This window comes from Paraburkholderia dioscoreae (assembly GCF_902459535.1).
Taxonomy (GTDB): Bacteria; Pseudomonadota; Gammaproteobacteria; order Burkholderiales; family Burkholderiaceae; genus Paraburkholderia; species Paraburkholderia dioscoreae.
This window is the reverse complement of sequence record NZ_LR699553.1, coordinates 2,478,779-2,496,482: the sequence shown is the minus strand read 5'-3', so window position 1 is coordinate 2,496,482 and position 17,704 is coordinate 2,478,779. Positions and strand designations below refer to the sequence as shown.

At 62.5% G+C, this 17,704-nt stretch carries 15 protein-coding genes; 10 read left to right on the top strand and 5 right to left on the bottom strand.

Translation table 11 applies throughout. The features are described from left to right. The first annotated feature begins 44 nt into the window (after positions 1-44). Both PDMSB3_RS11065 and PDMSB3_RS11060 read left to right on the top strand, forming a co-directional pair. Entirely contained in the window at positions 45-974 is a 930-nt protein-coding gene (locus tag PDMSB3_RS11065) for an ABC transporter permease (RefSeq protein ID WP_007181597.1), read from the top strand. Between the two features lie 57 nt (positions 975-1,031). Continuing rightward, positions 1,032-2,126: a BMP family ABC transporter substrate-binding protein gene (locus PDMSB3_RS11060; RefSeq protein ID WP_007181598.1), complete on the top strand. Its 1,095-nt coding sequence runs from the start codon at positions 1,032-1,034 to the stop codon at positions 2,124-2,126. A 126-nt stretch (positions 2,127-2,252) separates the two neighbouring features. Here PDMSB3_RS11060 and PDMSB3_RS11055 read toward each other — a convergent pair whose 3' ends face one another. Beyond that, positions 2,253-2,459: a dodecin gene (locus PDMSB3_RS11055; RefSeq protein WP_007181599.1), complete on the bottom strand. Its 207-nt coding sequence runs from the start codon at positions 2,457-2,459 to the stop codon at positions 2,253-2,255. Positions 2,460-2,723: 264 nt separating this feature from the next. Here PDMSB3_RS11055 and PDMSB3_RS11050 point away from each other — a divergent pair, with 264 nt between their 5' ends. From PDMSB3_RS11050 to PDMSB3_RS11035, 4 genes are all read left to right on the top strand, one after another. Next, a complete protein-coding gene (locus PDMSB3_RS11050) occupies positions 2,724-4,316 on the top strand; it encodes an ABC-F family ATPase (RefSeq protein WP_165186150.1) in 1,593 nt (530 codons plus the stop codon). 158 nt (positions 4,317-4,474) lie between these two features. Beyond that, positions 4,475-5,899, top strand: coding sequence for an aldehyde dehydrogenase family protein (locus PDMSB3_RS11045; RefSeq protein ID WP_165186148.1), 1,425 nt, complete (start codon positions 4,475-4,477; stop codon positions 5,897-5,899). Positions 5,900-6,032: 133 nt separating this feature from the next. Continuing rightward, the gene (locus tag PDMSB3_RS11040; RefSeq protein WP_165186145.1) at positions 6,033-7,223 is read left to right on the top strand and encodes an NAD(P)H-dependent flavin oxidoreductase; all 1,191 of its coding nucleotides are present in this window, start codon (positions 6,033-6,035) and stop codon (positions 7,221-7,223) included. A gap of 70 nt (positions 7,224-7,293) precedes the next feature. Then, entirely contained in the window at positions 7,294-7,950 is a 657-nt protein-coding gene (locus tag PDMSB3_RS11035; protein ID WP_007181604.1) for an OmpW/AlkL family protein, read from the top strand. A 154-nt stretch (positions 7,951-8,104) separates the two neighbouring features. Here the strand turns inward: PDMSB3_RS11035 and PDMSB3_RS11030 are convergent, their stop codons facing one another. From PDMSB3_RS11030 to PDMSB3_RS11020, 3 genes are all read right to left on the bottom strand, one after another. After that, positions 8,105-8,308: a DUF1289 domain-containing protein gene (locus tag PDMSB3_RS11030; RefSeq protein ID WP_007181605.1), complete on the bottom strand. Its 204-nt coding sequence runs from the start codon at positions 8,306-8,308 to the stop codon at positions 8,105-8,107. Positions 8,309-8,452: 144 nt separating this feature from the next. Next, positions 8,453-9,802 (bottom strand): phospholipase A, encoded by a 1,350-nt coding sequence (locus PDMSB3_RS11025; RefSeq protein ID WP_007181606.1) that lies wholly within the window; start codon positions 9,800-9,802, stop codon positions 8,453-8,455. Between the two features lie 272 nt (positions 9,803-10,074). Continuing rightward, positions 10,075-11,379 carry an Nramp family divalent metal transporter gene (locus PDMSB3_RS11020; RefSeq protein ID WP_007181607.1) on the bottom strand — a complete coding sequence of 435 codons (1,305 nt, stop codon included), beginning with the start codon at positions 11,377-11,379 and terminating at the stop codon, positions 10,075-10,077. 494 nt (positions 11,380-11,873) lie between these two features. Between PDMSB3_RS11020 and PDMSB3_RS11015 the strand changes: the two genes are divergently transcribed. The 4 genes from PDMSB3_RS11015 to PDMSB3_RS11000 all read left to right on the top strand — a co-directional run bounded on the left by PDMSB3_RS11015 (position 11,874) and on the right by PDMSB3_RS11000 (position 15,977). Next, positions 11,874-12,974: a polyamine ABC transporter substrate-binding protein gene (locus PDMSB3_RS11015; protein ID WP_165186143.1), complete on the top strand. Its 1,101-nt coding sequence runs from the start codon at positions 11,874-11,876 to the stop codon at positions 12,972-12,974. A gap of 92 nt (positions 12,975-13,066) precedes the next feature. Next, positions 13,067-14,233, top strand: a complete 1,167-nt coding sequence (locus PDMSB3_RS11010) for an ABC transporter ATP-binding protein (RefSeq protein WP_007181609.1) — start codon at positions 13,067-13,069, stop codon at positions 14,231-14,233. After that, positions 14,230-15,159 carry an ABC transporter permease subunit gene (locus PDMSB3_RS11005; protein WP_007181610.1) on the top strand — a complete coding sequence of 310 codons (930 nt, stop codon included), beginning with the start codon at positions 14,230-14,232 and terminating at the stop codon, positions 15,157-15,159. The genes PDMSB3_RS11010 and PDMSB3_RS11005 overlap by 4 nt, the downstream gene beginning before the upstream one ends. Then, positions 15,159-15,977, top strand: coding sequence for an ABC transporter permease subunit (locus tag PDMSB3_RS11000; protein WP_007181611.1), 819 nt, complete (start codon positions 15,159-15,161; stop codon positions 15,975-15,977). The genes PDMSB3_RS11005 and PDMSB3_RS11000 overlap by 1 nt, the downstream gene beginning before the upstream one ends. A gap of 58 nt (positions 15,978-16,035) precedes the next feature. On the opposite strand, the gene PDMSB3_RS10995 is transcribed toward PDMSB3_RS11000, so the two are convergent. Continuing rightward, positions 16,036-17,439 carry a methyl-accepting chemotaxis protein gene (locus PDMSB3_RS10995; protein WP_007181612.1) on the bottom strand — a complete coding sequence of 468 codons (1,404 nt, stop codon included), beginning with the start codon at positions 17,437-17,439 and terminating at the stop codon, positions 16,036-16,038. Positions 17,440-17,704 lie beyond the last annotated feature (265 nt).

Below are 17,704 nucleotides of genomic sequence, written 5' to 3'. Positions count from 1 at the left end.
TCGCACACTGCATATCGTTCACTGATTTTTTGCGCCGGATCCAAATGGACATTCAACAAGCCAGCGCGCTCACCTCGAGCGCCGTCACCGCCGCGATCCCGCTGATGTTCGCGGGCGCGGGCGAACTCGTCACCGAAAAATCGGGCGTCCTCAACCTCGGCGTCGAAGGCATGATGCTGATGGGCGCGGTGAGCGGCTACGCGGTCACCGCGATCACCGGCAACCCGTGGCTCGGCGTGCTCGCCGCGATCGGCGCCGGTCTCGCGATGTCGCTGCTGTTCGCCTTTCTCACGCTCACCATGCTCGCCAACCAGGTCGCCACCGGCCTCTCGCTGACAATCTTCGGCATCGGCCTCTCGGCGTATGTCGGCAAGCCCTACACGTCGGCCGCGGTGCGCGCGACCATCGACACGTGGACCATTCCCGGCCTCTCGAAGATTCCGGTGCTCGGGCCCGCGCTTTTCAGCCTCACGCCGCTCGACTACCTCGCGTTCCTGATGTTCGCGGTGATCGGCTGGTTCCTTTACCGCACGCGCGCGGGTCTGGTGCTGCGCTCGGTCGGCGAATCGCCGCAGGTGGCGCACTCAGTCGGTTTTCCGGTAGTCGGCGTGCGCTACGGCGCGGTGGCCTTCGGCGGCGGCATGGCGGGGCTCGCGGGCGGCTACTACTCGATCGTCAACCTGCATTTGTGGCAGGAGCAGCTCACTTCGGGCCGCGGCTGGATCGCGCTTGCGCTGGTCGTGTTCGCGACGTGGCGCCCGGGGCGTCTTCTGATCGGCGCGCTGCTGTTCGGTGCCGTGACCGGGCTGCAGTTCTATGCGCAGGCAATCGGCGTGCCGGTGCCGACGCAATTCCTCGCGATGCTGCCGTACGTCGCGACGGTCGTCGTGCTGGTGCTGATTTCGCGCAATCCGAACACGATTCGGCTGAATGCACCTGCATCGTTGGGCAAGCCGTTTTTCTCGGCGGGCTGATTGAGCATCCATCGACCACATGTTTCACATCATTCGATAAACACAACAGGAGAAAACATGAAGAGAAGAAATCTGCTGACCGCTTTTGCTTGGGGCGCGGCCTCGCTGGCGCTCGCCGCGCCGCTCGCGCAAAGCGCGCAGGCCGCCGATGCGCCGGGCGTCGCGTTCGTCTATCTCGGCAATCCGGGCGATGCCGGCTGGACCTTCGCGCACGACCAGGGCTCGAAGGAAGCGGAAGCGAAGTTCGGCAGCAAGATCAAGATCACCCGCATTGAAAACGTGCCGGAATCGGCCGACTCCGAGCGCGTGTTCCGCGATCTGGCGAACAAGGGCAACAAGATCATCATCGGTTCGAGCTTCGGCTATCAGGACTTCGAACTGAAGGTCGCGAAAGATTTTCCGGACACCGTTTTCCTGCACGCAACCGGCTACAAGAAGGCGCCGAACTTCGGCACCTATGACGTGCGCATGTACCAGGGCGCGTACCTCGCCGGCGTTGCCGCGGGCTACGTGACGAAGACCAACACGCTCGGCTTCGTGGCTTCGGTGCCGATTCCAGAAGTGATCCGCAACATCAACGCGTACACGCTCGGCGCGCGTTCGGTGAATCCGAAGGTGCACACCAAGGTCATCTGGATCAACAGCTGGTTCGATCCGGGCAAGGAAAAGCAGGCGGCCGAAACGCTGATCGGGCAGGGCGCGGACGTGCTGCTGCAGAACACCGATTCGAGCGCCACGCTCGCCACGGCATCGGAAAAGCACGTGCATGCGTTCGGCTGGGATTCGGACATGAAGAAGTTCGGTCCTGACGCGCACCTCGGTTCGGTGGTCGCGCACTGGGGCGTGTATTACAACGCGGCAATCCAGCAGGTGCTGGACGGCAAGTGGAAGAACGACCCGGTGTGGTGGGGCATTCCGCAGAAGGCCGTCAACCTCGAAGATCTGAATACGTCCGCGATTCCGGCTGAAGCGCAGAAGCAGGTTTCGGCCAGGCGCGACGAACTGGCGGGCGGCAAGTGGGACGTGTTCACCGGCCCGATCAAGGATCAGTCGGGCGCGGTGAAGGTGCCGGCCGGCAAGACGCTGACCGATCCGGAACTGCAACGCCTGAACTGGTATGTGGAAGGCGTGGACGGGTCGCTGCCGAAGTAAGGGCGTCAAGGTCAGGATCGACGAGGCGGCATTTCCGGCGACCGCTGTTTCAAAAAGCTGCGTCCAGTGCGGACGCAGCTTTTTTTAACTCCGGATTTTTCCGCGGACGATTGCGCCCGCGCGCCATCAGTCGATGCGCAACCCGACCTTGATGGTCACCTGCCAGAAAGCAACCTTGTCGTTTTCGATCTGGCCCCGAGTCTCCGTCACTTCGAACCAGTGTAAATTGCGCAGCGTTTTCGACGCTTTTGCAATGGCCGTGCTAATGGCGTCGTCGATCGATTTGGTCGACGAACCGGTCAGTTCGATCTGTTTGTAGACGTGTTCTGACATGAACTTCCTCCTTTGATCTTCGTTGGTGTTCAAAAAGTATAGGTAACGCCAGCGCCGCGGAGGGCTCTCGCATGAGCGAGTCATACCGCACGGGCCGTGCCCGGTATGCCGTGCGCGGTCCGCCGCCGCGGATTTGCGTGCCGACGTTCTGCACACGCCGCGCGGCGTCCAAAGCCAGTAATGCGACGCACGTGCGGGTTGAATTCGCGATAACCTGCTAAAATGTTGGGTTTTTCGCCGATATCACATTCAAAGGGACGCGCCGTGCTGTCTACCGCCAATATCACCATGCAATTCGGGCCGAAGCCGCTCTTCGAGAACATCTCGGTCAAATTCGGGGGAGGGAACCGCTATGGCCTGATTGGTGCGAACGGCTGCGGCAAGTCCACTTTCATGAAGATCCTGGGCAGCGACCTGGAGCCGAGTTCGGGCAACGTCATGCTCGAACCGAACATCCGCCTCGGTAAATTGCGCCAGGATCAGTTCGCGTACGAAGACGTGCGCGTGCTCGACGTCGTGATGATGGGCCACGCCGAAATGTGGGCCGCCATGACCGAGCGCGACGCGATCTACGCGAACCCCGACGCGACGGACGACGACTACATGCACGCCGCCGAACTCGAAGCGAAGTTCGCCGAGTACGACGGCTACACGGCCGAGGCGCGCGCGGGCGAACTGCTGCTCGGCATCGGCATCGCGATCGAGAACCACAACGGCCCGATGAGCAACGTGGCGCCGGGCTGGAAACTGCGCGTGCTGCTCGCGCAGGCGCTGTTCTCGAAGCCGGACGTGCTGCTGCTGGACGAGCCGACCAACAACCTGGACATCAACTCGATCCGTTGGCTGGAAGACGTGCTCAACCAGTACAACTCGACGATGATCATCATCTCGCACGATCGCCACTTCCTGAACCAGGTCTGCACGCACATGGCCGACATGGACTTCGGCACGCTGAAGGTCTATCCGGGCAACTACGACGACTACATGCTGGCGAGCACGCAGGCGCGCGAGCGTCAGCAGAACGCCAACGCGAAGGCGAAGGAACGCGTCGCCGACCTGCAGGACTTCGTGCGCCGCTTCTCGGCGAACAAGTCGAAGGCGCGTCAGGCCACCAGCCGTCTGAAGATGATCGACAAGATCAAGATCGAGGAATTCAAGCCGTCGTCGCGGCAGAACCCGTTCATCCGCTTCGAGTACGAAAAGAAGCTGCACAACATCGCGGTGGTGGCCGAGAAGATCTCGAAGAAGTACGAGCGCACCATCTTCAACGACTTCAGCATCAGCGTGCAGCCGGGCGAGCGTATCGCGATCATCGGCGAGAACGGCGCGGGCAAGACCACGCTGCTGCGCTCGCTGCTCGGCAAGCTGGAGCTCGATCACGGCACGGTGAAGTGGGCCGAGAACGCGAACATCGGCTACATGCCGCAGGATACGTACGAAGAGTTTCCGGACGACGTCACGCTGATGGAGTGGATCGACGTCTATCGCAAGGAAGGCGACGACGAGCAGATGGTGCGCGGCACGCTCGGCCGCCTGCTGTTCAATGCGGACGACATCCGCAAGTCGGTCAAGGTGCTTTCTGGCGGCGAGAAGGGCCGCATGATCTGGGGCAAGCTGATGCTGGGCCGCCACAACGTGCTGCTGATGGACGAGCCGACCAACCACATGGACATGGAATCGATCGAGTCGCTGCAGATCGCGCTCGACAAGTTCGAAGGCACGCTGATTTTCGTTTCGCACGACCGTGAGTTCGTGAGCGGCCTCGCGAACCGGATCATCGAAGTGAAGACCGACGGCACGTTGAACGACTTCGGCGGCAACTACGAAGATTTCCTGTTGAGCCAGGGCGTGCAGTAAGCGCACCTGAACCGCTCGCTGTAGCACGTTGCACCGCAAAGCCCGCTTATTCGAAGAAGCGGGCTTTTTTCATGGCGGGCGCCTCGCGCACCGGCCCGGTCCGGCCTGCTGGTTAGAATAGAAGACCATTCCGGAGACACAGACAGGGACCGATCATCATGAAGACGTACGAGCAACTCTATATCGACGGCAAGTGGATCGCGCCGTGCGGCACCGGCACGATCGACGTGATCGACTCGGGCACGGAAGAGATCATGGGCCGCATCCCCGAAGGGGTCGAGGCCGATGCCGAGAGCGCGATCGCCGCCGCCCGCGTGGCCTTCGACGCGTGGGCCGCGACGCCCGCCGCCGAACGCGGCGAGTATCTGCGCAACGTCGCGGCGAATCTGAAAGCGCGCACCGACGAACTGGCCGGTTTGATTGCCGGCGAAGTCGGCATGCCGCTAAAACTCGCGCGTGCCATCCAGGTGGGCAGCCCGGTCTATAACTGGGGCGCATATGCGAAGCTTGCTAGCGAGTTCCAGTATGAGGAACGCGTCGGCAATTCGCTGGTGGTGCGCGAGCCGGTCGGCGTGGTGGCGGCGATCACGCCGTGGAACTATCCGCTCAATCAGGTCACGCTGAAGGTCGCGGCGGCGCTCGCCGCAGGTTGCACAGTGGTGCTGAAGCCCTCGGAGATCGCGCCGCTGACCGCGTTCGTGCTTGCCGAGGCGATCCACGAGGCCGGGTTGCCGGCCGGCGTATTCAACCTCGTGAGCGGTTATGGGCCGGTGGTGGGCGAAGTGCTGGCGAGCCATCCGTCGGTGGATATGGTGTCGTTCACCGGCTCGACTCGCGCCGGCAAACGGGTGTCCGAGCTGGCCTCGGCGACGGTCAAGCGCGTCGCGCTCGAACTCGGCGGCAAGTCGGCTTCGGTCATTCTCGACGATGCGGATTTCGCCGTGGCCGTCAAAGGCACGGTTAGCGCGTGCTTTCTGAATTCCGGACAGACATGCTCCGCGCATACGCGCATGCTGGTGCCCGAGGCGCGCTACGAGGAAGCGCGCGCGCTGGCGAAGCGGGCCGCCGAGACGTACGTAGCCGGCGATCCGCGCAATGAGACGTCCCGTCTCGGCCCGCTGGCTTCGGCCGCGCAGCAGGCGCGCGTGCAGCAATACATCGCGAAGGGGATCGAGGAGGGCGCCGAGCTGGTGACAGGCGGGGCGGGCCTGCCCGATGGGCTGTCGAAGGGCTTCTTCGTCAAACCCACTGTGTTCGGCCGCGTGCATCCCAAGGCGACGATCGCTCAGGAGGAAATCTTCGGCCCGGTCCTGTCGATTCTGACCTACAAGGACGAAGAGGAAGCCGTTCGGATCGCCAACGATTCGCCGTATGGCCTGGGCGGCGCGGTATGGGCCGGCAGCGACGAGCGTGCCGTCGGCATCGCGCGGCGGGTTCGAACCGGCCAGGTCGATATCAACGGCGGCACGTGGAATATGGCCGCGCCTTTCGGCGGTTTCAAGCAGTCGGGATTCGGGCGCGAAAACGGGGTCTACGGACTCGAAGAGTATCTCGAACTCAAATCCATGCAATTCCGGGTGTGAACCGATTCTGATGACCGGCATCAACTGACCGGCATATGCGACTGAGCCATCTGCCGGCTCATTGACCTGAAACAACGCCGGCTGCCCCCGACCGGCGATTATCACCGTTTTGATAATCGCCATTGGGGCAGTCATGCTCAACTCTCACTCTTTCCCGCCGCTCGTCATTCGCGGCCGCTCGTTACTGCCGATCGTGCAAGGCGGCATGGGCGTCGGCATCTCGGCGCACCGGCTGGCCGGTAGCGTCGCCCGCGAAGGCGCATTGGGCACGATCGCCAGTATCGACCTGCGGCACCATCATCAGGATCTGATCGAGCTCTGCCGCGAGTCGCCCGACCGTGCCACGCTCGAACAGGCCAACCTCACCGCGCTGGCCCGCGAGATCCACGCTGCCAAAGCATTGAGCGAGGGCCGCGGCATGATCGCCGTCAACGTCATGAAAGCGGTCAGCGCGCAAGCGGACTACGTGCGCGTCGCGTGCGAGAACGGTGCCGATGCGATCGTCATGGGCGCGGGCCTGCCGCTCGATTTGCCGGACATGACCCAAGGGCACGACATCGCGCTGATTCCGATTCTGTCCGACAGCCGCGGCGTCGCGCTCGTGCTCAAGAAGTGGATGAAAAAAGGCCGTTTGCCCGACGCCGTCGTGATCGAACATCCGGCGCACGCGGGCGGCCATCTCGGCGTCAACAACCTGGCCGATCAGCATGATCAGCGCTTCGATTTTTTCCGCGTCCTCGAAGAGATCGACACGGTCTTCACCTCGCTCGGCCTGAACCGCCGGGACGTGCCCCTGATCGTCGCCGGCGGCATCAATAGTCACGAAGCCGTGCGCGCGCTGCTGAGCGCGGGTGCAAGCGGCGTGCAGCTCGGCACGCCGTTCGCCGTGACCGAGGAAGGCGACGCGCATCCGAATTTCAAGCGCGTGCTGGCCGAGGCCACGCCCGAGGACATCGTCGAATTCGTCAGCGTGACGGGATTGCCCGCGCGCGCCGTGAAAACGCCGTGGCTCGCGCGTTACCTGCGCCATGAAACGAGAATTCGAGAGAAAGTCGGCGCGCTCAAACACGTTTGCCCCACCGCGCTCGAATGTCTCAGCACGTGTGGCTGGCGCGACGGCATCGAGAAGTTCGGCCATTTCTGCATCGATACGCGGCTCGCGGCGGCATTGCGCGGGGACGTGGCAAACGGCCTGTTCTTCCGCGGCCGGGAAGCGTTGCCGTTCGGCACGGCCATTCGCAGCGTGCATGATCTGCTCGAACTGCTGCTTACGGGGGCGACGCGACCGGCTGTCGCAGGGCGATGGGCATTCTCGCTGATTTGATACGCGTCAACATGTCGCGCGACGGGAACTTCGACAATTCCCACACGCAAACAAATAATTGGGGAAGCACATGAAGCACTCGTTGAGGAACCGAATCAAAGCCGCCGCCATCGCTTCGAGCGTGCTGTGCGCCAGCGCCTTTGCCCTGCAGGCGCATGCCGCGGGCGACGACACGATGAGCGGCATTCACGCCGGCGACGTACTGGTGCGCCTGCGCGCCATCAGCATCATGCCGAACGTGAGCACCACCCAATCGCTGTCGGCGCTTAACGTGGATGTGAACAACGCCATCGTGCCGGAACTGGATCTGACGTATATGATCCGCGATTACCTCGGCGTCGAGTTGATTCTCGCCACCTCGCGGCATCAGCTGACCTCGAGCCTGGGCAATCTCGGTGGCGTGAACGTATTGCCGCCTACGCTGCTGCTGCAATATCACTTCAACCACGCGGGGCGCATTCGTCCCTATCTCGGCGCGGGTCTGAACTACACGCTGTTCTATAACAATGGCCTGAACGCGGGCGGCCAGTCGATCGGGATCAGCAATCATAGTTGGGGCCCGGCATTGCAGGCTGGCGTGGACGTTCAGGTGACCAAGTCGCTGTTCGTCAATGCGGACATCAAGAAGATCTGGATGCACACGGATGCTACGCTCGGCGGTCAGCCGCTCGGTCGCCTGAGCATCGATCCGGTGGTGGTCGGCGTGGGTGTCGGGATGCGCTTCTGATTTTTTTGCGCGGTGCTTGCGTGCACAACCAACAGCATTCGCCATGTAAAAACGCCGGGGTCAGTTCAATCCCGGCGTTTCCTTTGGCGCTTCAGGTTGGGCGCGGCGTTGCCGCAAGCGTCGGACAGGTCGCGTCCGGCTCTGGCCAAAAGGCCTACAGTCTGTCGTTCGCAAACCTCATAGCCGTGCCTTCCTGCTCGATGCGAACCCACACGGCGCGTTTTTCCTCGTCGCTCAGGAAAACCCAGTTGGACACTTCTGCCGCGGTGCGGCCGCAGCCTTTGCATATGTCGTCGAACAGCGTGGAACAGACGCCGATGCACGGGCTGTCGGGAAGATCGTGGAGATTTGATGCCATCGGAAACCTTGGGGCGAAGAAGCGAAGTTCCGCCATGTTAGCCGATGCGCGGCGGCGGCCTCGGCGTGGCGAACGGCGAGGCCGCCGTTGGCGCACGTTTGGCGGCATTCGCGGCATGTTTCGTGGCGGCGCGGCCCGCGCGTGTCAGCGCGCGATGCTGTAGCCGATCCGCGCCATCCAGTGCTGGCGATTGTTGTAGTCGAGTAGATCCTCGCCGTAGCCATTGAAGTAGCCCACCCAGATATAGCCGCCCCATGCGCTGCCCAGCAGTCTGGCGAGGGGATAGGTGAATTGCGTATCCACGCTGCCGTACCAGTGCCTGGTGCCTTTACGCAGCGTGGTCGCCAACTGCCAGCCGTCCGGGCTGCCGTATTTGACCAGCAGATCGACGTAGCCGCGATAGTCGGCGATATCCGGGTTGCTGCTCGTCCCCACGTAGTAATAGATCTTCGGCGACACGGTCAGATGGTTGGCGCTCAGATCGCCGAATTCCCACGTTGGCCGGATAAACGGCATGTTGATGCTGCGCGAATCCGCGCCGGCCCTGCCGTTCGATTCGTGCGCGACGCCCGCCGCAAAGCCCATGCGGGTGAAGAACGGACTCTTCCAGCCGGTGTCCGGCACGTAGTAGAACAACTGCGGCGAGTAGGTGGTGTCGTGGAACGGGCGCGAGTCGGCGGACAGATCCCAGATCGAAGTCTGCGTGTAGGCGAAATACAGGTTGTCGAGGAAAGCCTTCGAGCGCAGATCGTCCGGTATGCGGATCCGATATTTGAAGCTCAACTGCAGCCGCGCGTTCGTATCGCCGTTGTGGCCCGCGGCGATGTACATCGGCTCGTAATAGGAGAGGTGCGCGAGCACGCCGCGTCCGGTCGTTGCGAGCGAGTCGCCGGGCGGCGAGATGGCGTCGCCGGTCGGACCGTCGACCACGGCCGCCGTCGCCGCAGCCTGCGCGGGCGTGGTCGCCTGGCTTTCCGTGCGTTCCGCCTGCGCAATCGCGTCCTGCTGCGGCCCGCGATTGATCGCGACAAGCGCGGGCGATGCGTCGAATCCCACCGGGTCGATGCGCACCTCGCCGCGCGCCGATTCCGGCCAGAGCGCCGAGAAACGCACCTTGCGGAACTGGCCGGGCCGCAGATGCAGCGTGTTGGGCACACCCGGCTCGCGTTGCAGGTCGAGCGGCTGCGGTGATTGCTCACCTGCGCTCAGGCTTACGCGAATGGTCGGCGGGACGGTGATGGTCAGCGCTTTGGCGTCGTCGGCGGAGTAGAGCATCGTGATCTGCAACGGCTCGTTGGCGGCGGCCACGCGAGGCGGTTGCAGCATCGCCACCGTCGCGCGGGCTTGGCCGGACATCGCCGCGCCGGCAACCAGCGCAGCTAGCAGCATGGTGCGGCCAAAGCGTGGGCCAAAGCGCGCGAAGCGTGTAACAGGGCGGCGAGCGTGAGAAGTGGCATTGCGGGCAACGCGGTCGATTGAAGCGTCAAAGCGCATGGGTTGTCGTCCAGGAGCAGGGCAACGAGCGAAACGGACGCGGCAGGCGTAGAACCACGACACATGCCAGGCGCACCGGATCGATCGCGCGGACGCGCCAAAGGGCGCAAAAAATGGGCAAAAAAACGGCTGCCGCAAGAACCCGGCAGCCGGGATGAAACGGATCGCGCGGCCGGCGCGCTTTAGCTACGGGCAATACCGCCGGTCATATCGAGATACTCAGAGAATACTTACAAAGTCACATTATTTACAGTCGGCTTGAAAAAGGTCTTTCAATTGCCAAACGCCAGTTGCCATAGCAACGCGCCATTGAGCGTTACGATGAACGCGGCGGACAGCCACGCGAGCGCGAGCGGCACGCCGCGCACGCGCCAGCCGCGCATCAGTCCGGCGTCCGACGTGTAACGGATCAACGGCACGACCGCGAGCGGCAATTGCAGGCTCAGCACCACCTGGCTTGCCACCAGCAACTGATTGGAGCCGTGCTGGCCGAACAGCGCAACTGCGAAAAGCGCCGGCCCGATTGCCAGCGCGCGGGTCAGCAGGGCGCGCTGCCAGCGCGGCAGGCGGATGCGCAGAAAGCCTTCCATGACCGCCTGGCCGGCCAGCGTGCCGGTGACGGTCGCGCTCAATCCGCAGGCGAGCAGCGCGGCCGCGAACAGGATGCCGGCCCAGTGCGTGCCGACGAGCGGCGCGATCAGCCGGTGGGCATCCGCGAGATCGGTCACGTCACGGTGGCCGCTCACGTAGAACACGGCAGCGGCCACGATCAGCAGCGCCGCGTTGATCACGAACGCAAACGAGAGCGAGCCGAAGGTGTCGAGATTGACGACGTGCAGCGCGGCCTTGATCTGCGCGTCGCTGCCCTCCGGTGCGTGGTGTTTGACTAACGCCGAGTGCAGATAGAGGTTGTGCGGCATCACGGTCGCGCCTACGATGCCCGCCGCGAGCCACACCATGCCCGCATTGCGCAGCAACTCGACGCTCGGCACGGTGCCGGCGAGCGCCGCGTGCCAGTCTGGCCGCGCGAGCGCGAGCTGGACCACGAAGCACAGGCCGACGAAGCCGATCAGCGCCGCGATCACCGCTTCGAGCTTGCGGCCGCCTTTCTGCTGGAGCGCGAGCAGCGCGAACGTGCATACCGCCGACATCAACACGCCTACCGTGAGCGACACGCCAAGCAGCAATTGCAACGCGACGGCGCTGCCGACCACCTCGGCGACGTCGCACGCGATGATCGCGACCTCGCTTGTCAGCCACAGGAACAGGGTGCCGCGGCGGCTCGTGCGCTCCCGGCAGATCTGCGCGAGATCGCGCCCGGTCACCACGCCGAGGCGCGACGACAGCCATTGCAGCAGCATCGCCATCAGGCTCGCCAGCAATACCATGCTGAGCAGGCGATAGCCGTAGCCGGCCCCGGCACCGAGCGCGGTCGCCCAGTTGCCCGGATCGATATAGCCGACCGCAATCAGCGCGCCCGCGCCGACGAACGAGAACCAGTGCGGCGGACGTGCCGGTCCATTGGTCGGCAGGCGTCGGCGGCGGTTGGGTCGTAATGCGGACGGATTGGTGTTCATCAGCGCCTGAGGTTCAAGACCGCATCCTCCCGCAAGCTGCGTGCCCGCCGGGCGGGGCGTGTCACCACGGGATTGGCGGCGAGCCGTGTCGTTTGGGCTGTTAAGAGCTATTGTGCTCCGTCGTGCGTGAGGCGGCTTGAACTCGCCGCAACTTTGGCGCTCGCGATGGAAGTCGCGAAAGAAGCCATGAGCGAGTCGGGAAAACGCTCATTGGCCGCGACCCTTTGCACGAGCGCGGCTCGCCTTCAGGCGGCAACTTGACAACGGGACAACGGCCCGGCCAATGCGGGTGTTTTTTTCGGGTAGACAGGCGCTCATAACCCGCTAAAATTGCGGCCAATTTTCCATCGGTGCGGCTTGCGCTGTACCGTTTGCGCGACAGCCCGGCGTTTTTTTTGAAGCGCGCAATAATTGATGGTACTTTTCGGGTTTTTCAGGGGAGCCGCGCGCTGGTGCCGCGGCGTAGGCGAAGACGGTCAGGATCGGAGAACGGGATGAAAAGACGGGTAGTGGGGCAAGTGGCGGCGCTGGTCTTGTGTGCGACGCCCTGGTTGACGGCCGCTGCGAAAGACACGCAACTGAACGTGTATAACTGGTCCGATTACATCGCCAAGGACACCATTCCCAACTTCACGAAACAGACCGGCGTCCAGGTCAAATACGACAACTACGACAGCGACGACACGCTGCAAGCCAAGCTTCTCACCGGCAATTCCGGCTACGATATCGTCGTGCCCACCAGCAATTACGCCGGCAAGCAGATCGCCGCCGGCATCTTCGCGCCGCTCGACAAATCGAAGCTGCCGAACCTGAAGTACCTCGATCCTTCGCTGATGGCGCTCGTCGCGGGCGCCGATCCCGGCAACAAATTTACCGTGCCCTGGGCATACGGCACGACCGGCCTCGGCTACAACGTCACCCAAGCGCAGCAGATCCTCGGCAAGAACGTGCCGCTCGACAGCTGGGACGTGCTCTTCAAACCGGAAAACATCTCGAAGCTGAAGGCCTGCGGCGTGTCCGTGCTCGACGCCCCGGACCAGATGTTCGCCGCCGCGCTGCACTACATCGGCAAGGATCCGATGAGCACGAACCCGGCCGACTACCGCGCCGCGCTCGAGATGATGAAGAAGATCCGCCCGTATATCACGCAGTTCAACTCGTCGGGCTACATCAACGACCTGGTGGGCGGCGACGTGTGCTTTGCGTACGGCTGGTCGGGCGACGTGGTGATCGCCAAGCATCGCGCGGTCGAGGCGAAGAAGGCCTACAAGATCGAGTATTACATTCCGAAGGGCGGCGCACCGGTATGGTTCGACGTGATGGCGATTCCAAAGGACGCGAAGAACAAGGACGCCGCGCTCGAGTGGATCAACTACATCGAGACGCCGCAGGTTCACGCGGCGATCACCAACGCCGTGTACTATCCGAGCGCCAACCTCGAAGCGCGCAAATACGTGGACAAGGACGTGGCGGACGACCCGGCGGTTTATCCGTCGCCTGAAGTCATCAAGACCCTGTTTCTGCTCAAGCCGCTGCCGCCGGAAATCCAGCGGCTGCAAACGCGGCTGTGGACCGAGTTCAAGTCCGGCCGCTGACTCGCGGCCAGTGTGAACGGGTAAGCATCGTCATGAAGCCCTCGGTGTTCACCGGGGGCTTTGTTCGTCAAACGCCGGAGTAAAGCATTGTGATGAGTAGTGACCAGTCGGGCGCGCTGGCGGGGGCCGCCGCGTCGTCCCCGAGCCTGAACGCCGTTGCGGGCGACGCAGCGGACAACTTCGTCCAGATCGTCGACGTCGTCAAGAAATTCGGTGAGACCGTGGCGGTCAAAGGGGTCAACCTGTCGGTGAAAAAGGGCGAGCTGTTCGCGCTGCTCGGCAGTTCCGGCTGCGGCAAGTCCACCTTGTTGCGCATGATGGCCGGGCTCGAGAGCGTGACTTCGGGCAAGATCCTGATCGACGGTGAAGACCTCGCGCAATTGCCGCCGTACCGCCGGCCGGTCAACATGATGTTTCAGTCGTACGCGCTGTTTCCGCACATGACGGTGGAGGGGAACGTCGCCTTCGGTCTGAAGCAGGAAGGCGTGCCGAAGGCCGAGCTGAAGGACCGCGTGCAGACCGCGCTCGACCTCGTGCAGATGGGCCGCTTCGCGAAGCGCAAGCCGAACCAGCTCTCGGGCGGTCAGCAGCAGCGCGTGGCGCTGGCGCGATCACTGGTCAAGCGGCCCAAGCTGCTGCTGCTCGACGAGCCGATGTCAGCGCTCGACAAGCAGATCCGTCAACGCACCCAGATCGAACTGGTCAACATTCTCGACAAGGTCGGCGTGACCTGCGTGATGGTGACGCACGATCAGGAAGAGGCGATGACCATGGCGAGCCGTCTTGCCGTAATGAGCGAAGGCGAGATCATTCAGCTCGGCACGCCGCACGAAGTCTACGAGTATCCGAACAGCCGCTTCTCGGCCGAGTTTATCGGCTCGACGAATCTGTTCGACGGCCATACGGTCGAAGACGAACCCGATCACGTATTCATCGAAACGCCCGATCTGCCGTGCCGCCTGTACGTCAGCCACGGTATCACCGGTCCGCTCGGCATGCCGGTGACGATTTCGGTGCGCCCCGAGCGCATCGCGCTTACGCGCAAACCGCCTGAGGGCGCGTACAACTGGGGCAAGGGCGTCGTCACGAATATTGCCTACATGGGCGGCTATTCGCTGTATCACGTGAAGCTCGACGCGGGCAAAACGGTGATTGCGAATGTGACGAGCCTCGCGTTGACGGAGATCGATCCGCCCACGTGGGGCGACGAGGTGTATGTGCGCTGGAGCGCGTCGGCCGGCGTGGTACTGACGTCATGAAGCGCTCGCTCAATTCTTTCGCCACCTGGCCGGTGCGGCGCTTCAACCTGACCGGCCGCACCGCGGTGGTGGCCGGCCCGTTCATCTGGCTGCTGCTGTTTTTCCTCGTGCCGTTCCTGCTGGTCGTCAAGATCAGCTTCGCCGATTTGCAGCTCGGCATTCCGCCGTACACCGAGTTGACCAACTTCGCGGACGGCGCGATTCACATCACGCTCGACCTGTCGCATTACGCGTTTCTGCTGACCGACAGCCTCTATTTCGCGACCTACGTGAATTCCGTGGTGGTGGCCGCGATCTCGACGCTGTTGTGCCTGCTGATCGGCTACCCGATGGCGTATTACATTGCGCGTTCGAATCCGGCCAGCCGCAACCTGCTGATGATGGCCGTGATGCTGCCGTTCTGGACGTCGTTTCTGATTCGCGTGTACGCGTGGATCGGAATCCTGAAGAACAACGGCTTGCTGAACAATTTCCTGATGTCGATCGGGCTGATTCACACACCGATCGAGCTGTATCACACGAATACCGCCGTTTACATCGGCATGGTCTATTCATATCTGCCGTTTCTCGTCATGCCGCTGTACGCGCATCTGGTGAAAATGGACATGACGCTGCTGGAGGCTGCCTACGACCTCGGTGCGCGACCCTGGAAAGCGTTCTGGCAGATCACGTTGCCGCTCTCGAAGAACGGCATCATCGCCGGGTGTTTGCTGGTGTTCATTCCGGCGGTGGGCGAGTACGTGATTCCCGAATTGCTGGGCGGAGCGAACACGCTGATGATCGGCCGGGTGATGTGGAATGAGTTTTTCGACAATGCCGATTGGCCGATGGCGTCCGCCGTGACGTGCGCGATGGTGTTGTTGTTATTGGTGCCGATGGCGCTTTTCCAGTACTCGCAGGCAAAGGCGATGGAGGAAAAGCGCTGATGAAGCCGAACCGGATTTTGCAGTTCATTGCCCTGGGAATCGGGTTTGTGTTTCTGTACGTGCCGATCGTGAGTCTGATTGTGTATTCGTTCAACGAATCGCAACTGGTCACGGTGTGGACGCGTTTTTCGACACGTTGGTATGCGGCTCTGTTGCAGGATGACGAGTTGATCGCGGCGGCGTGGTTGTCGTTGCGGGTGGCGTTGTTGACGGCGTTTGCGTCGGTGATCATCGGTACGTGGGCCGGGTTCGTGCTCGCGCGCATGGGACGGTTTCGCGGCTTCACGCTGTATACGGGGATGATCAACGCACCGTTGGTGATTCCCGAGGTGATTCAGGGTATTTCGCTGCTGCTTCTATTCATCGAAATGGCCAAGTGGTTGGGATGGCCGGCCGGACGTGGCATTTTCACGATCTGGATCGGGCATGTGATGCTGTGCATCTCTTATGTGGCGATCATTGTGCAGTCGAGGGTGAAGGAACTGCATCCTTCGCTCGAAGAGGCCGCGCTGGATCTTGGGGCTACGCCGTTGCGGGTGTTTTTCTTCATCACGTTGCCGCTGATTTCGCAGGCGCTTGTTTCGGGCTGGTTGTTGTCGTTTACCTTGTCGATCGACGATCTGGTGCTGTCGGCGTTTTTGTCCGGGCCCGGTTCGACGACGCTGCCTCTGGTCGTTTTCTCGCGCGTTCGTTTGGGGCTGAATCCGGAGATGAACGCTTTGGCCACGCTGTTTATTGCCGTGGTGACGGTTGGGGTCGTGGTCGCCAACTACTTCATGCAGCGGGCGGAGAGAAAGCGGGCTGTGATGGCGGTTTAGGGGACGGGTGGAAGCGGTTGGGCGCGTTCCACGTACCCAACCGGCCTCCCAAAAAACCTCAAACCTTATACCCAATCCGAACGCCGCCCCAATGCCGGCCGCCGACAAAAATGGGTGCGGACGCATCTTTCATCAGCACAAATTCCCCGCCCCCCATATCGCGCCGGTACGTCTGCAACAGGAACGGTTTCGTATGTGAGGCGGCCGCAATCCCGGTCCGATCATCGAACATCCGGCGGTTACGGCTATTCGCCATATTCCAGACCACGTCATCACGTTGCGGCAAAGAAAACTTGCGATTGTGCGTCGGCAGATAGCCCCGCAAATCGACCGCCGCGCAAAACGCCACACGTGGATCGAGATCGAGCAAAGGCTCCTGAATAGCCGGCAATACCCGGTCGGTCAACGCGGTAAACCGCGTCAGGAACTGCGGCGGATTGCTCCCGGTCACCGGCACGTAATGCTGATCGAACAGATCCTCGATCGACACCTCACCGCGCGCCACGGCCGTTTCGAATGCCTTGCTCACCGCGGCCGCGGCCTTCTGCACAGCCTCGATGAAACGCGTATCCGCCGTTTCCACACCCGTCGCGGCGGTCAGTTCGATCAACGTTTCCGATACACCGAGCAGATTCCCCAGACGGTCCTTCGCGTGCGCGAAGTTTTCGCTCGAATTCTCGACACCGCTCGCCATTTCCAGCACCTGTGCCTCGAGTCCGTCACACTGTATTTCGATCTCGCCGGTCAACATGGCGATCTGTCCCGCTTCATTGTTCAGATGCGCGATCGCGTCGCCGGTTGCCTGTACGACGTCGCCGATTTTGCGCGTGCCTTCCCGCACCCGGTGTGCTCGCGCGGTGTTGGCGGAACCCTCGCTGATCAACTGTTCGGTTTGCTGAGTGAGTTGCGAGAGCGTTGTCTCGATCTGTCCGGTGGCCTGCGCGGTCTTCGCCGAGAGATTCTTCACCTCGGCCGCGACTACCGCGAAGCTCTTGCCGGAGTCGCCGGCGCGCGCGGCTTCGATCGCGGCGTTCAGCGCGAGCAGATGCGTCTGCCGGGCGATCAGCGAGATCTCCTCGGAGACGCGGCTCACATGCGCGAGCGCGCTGCGCAGCGCGCCGATCTGGCTTTCGATAACGGTCACGCCTTCCACGAGTCCGTGGATATCGGTCAGCGACGCTTCGAGCGTCTGCTGCGATTGCTGCACGCCGGTTGCGGCTTCGGCAGATACGTGGCTCATTTCGCGAGCGGCAGCGGCAATGCGATGATTGCCCGCGAGCGTCTGCGCCGCCGATTCGCGCAGCGCCCGGCATACGTGCGCCTGGCGCTGCACGCGCGCAGCCACTTCCTCGACGTGGCCCGATACGTCGCAGATCTCGATACCCAGTTTGCCGGCTTGCGCGGCAATATCGCCGACTACCGTTTGTGAATGGGTCGTCCGGCGAAAGCTGAAACGCGTCATGGTCGTCTCCTGAATGGCGCGCCTGGCGCAGTCAATTGACACAGTCATCCAGCGCGGATGCAGCGTCTCCTCAATGCATTTACGGCAGACTTTCAAATGACTTGATACGGGGTATCCCGCAGTGGTTATTATGTGCGGTTAAACCTTTATGCGTAGCCTGACCGCGGACCTTACCTTCTCTTGCCGGAAAACATGATCGACTCCTTCGCGCGCGTTGCGGGCTGGCAACAGCTCTACCACCTGTGGGAGCTGATCGTCATACTCT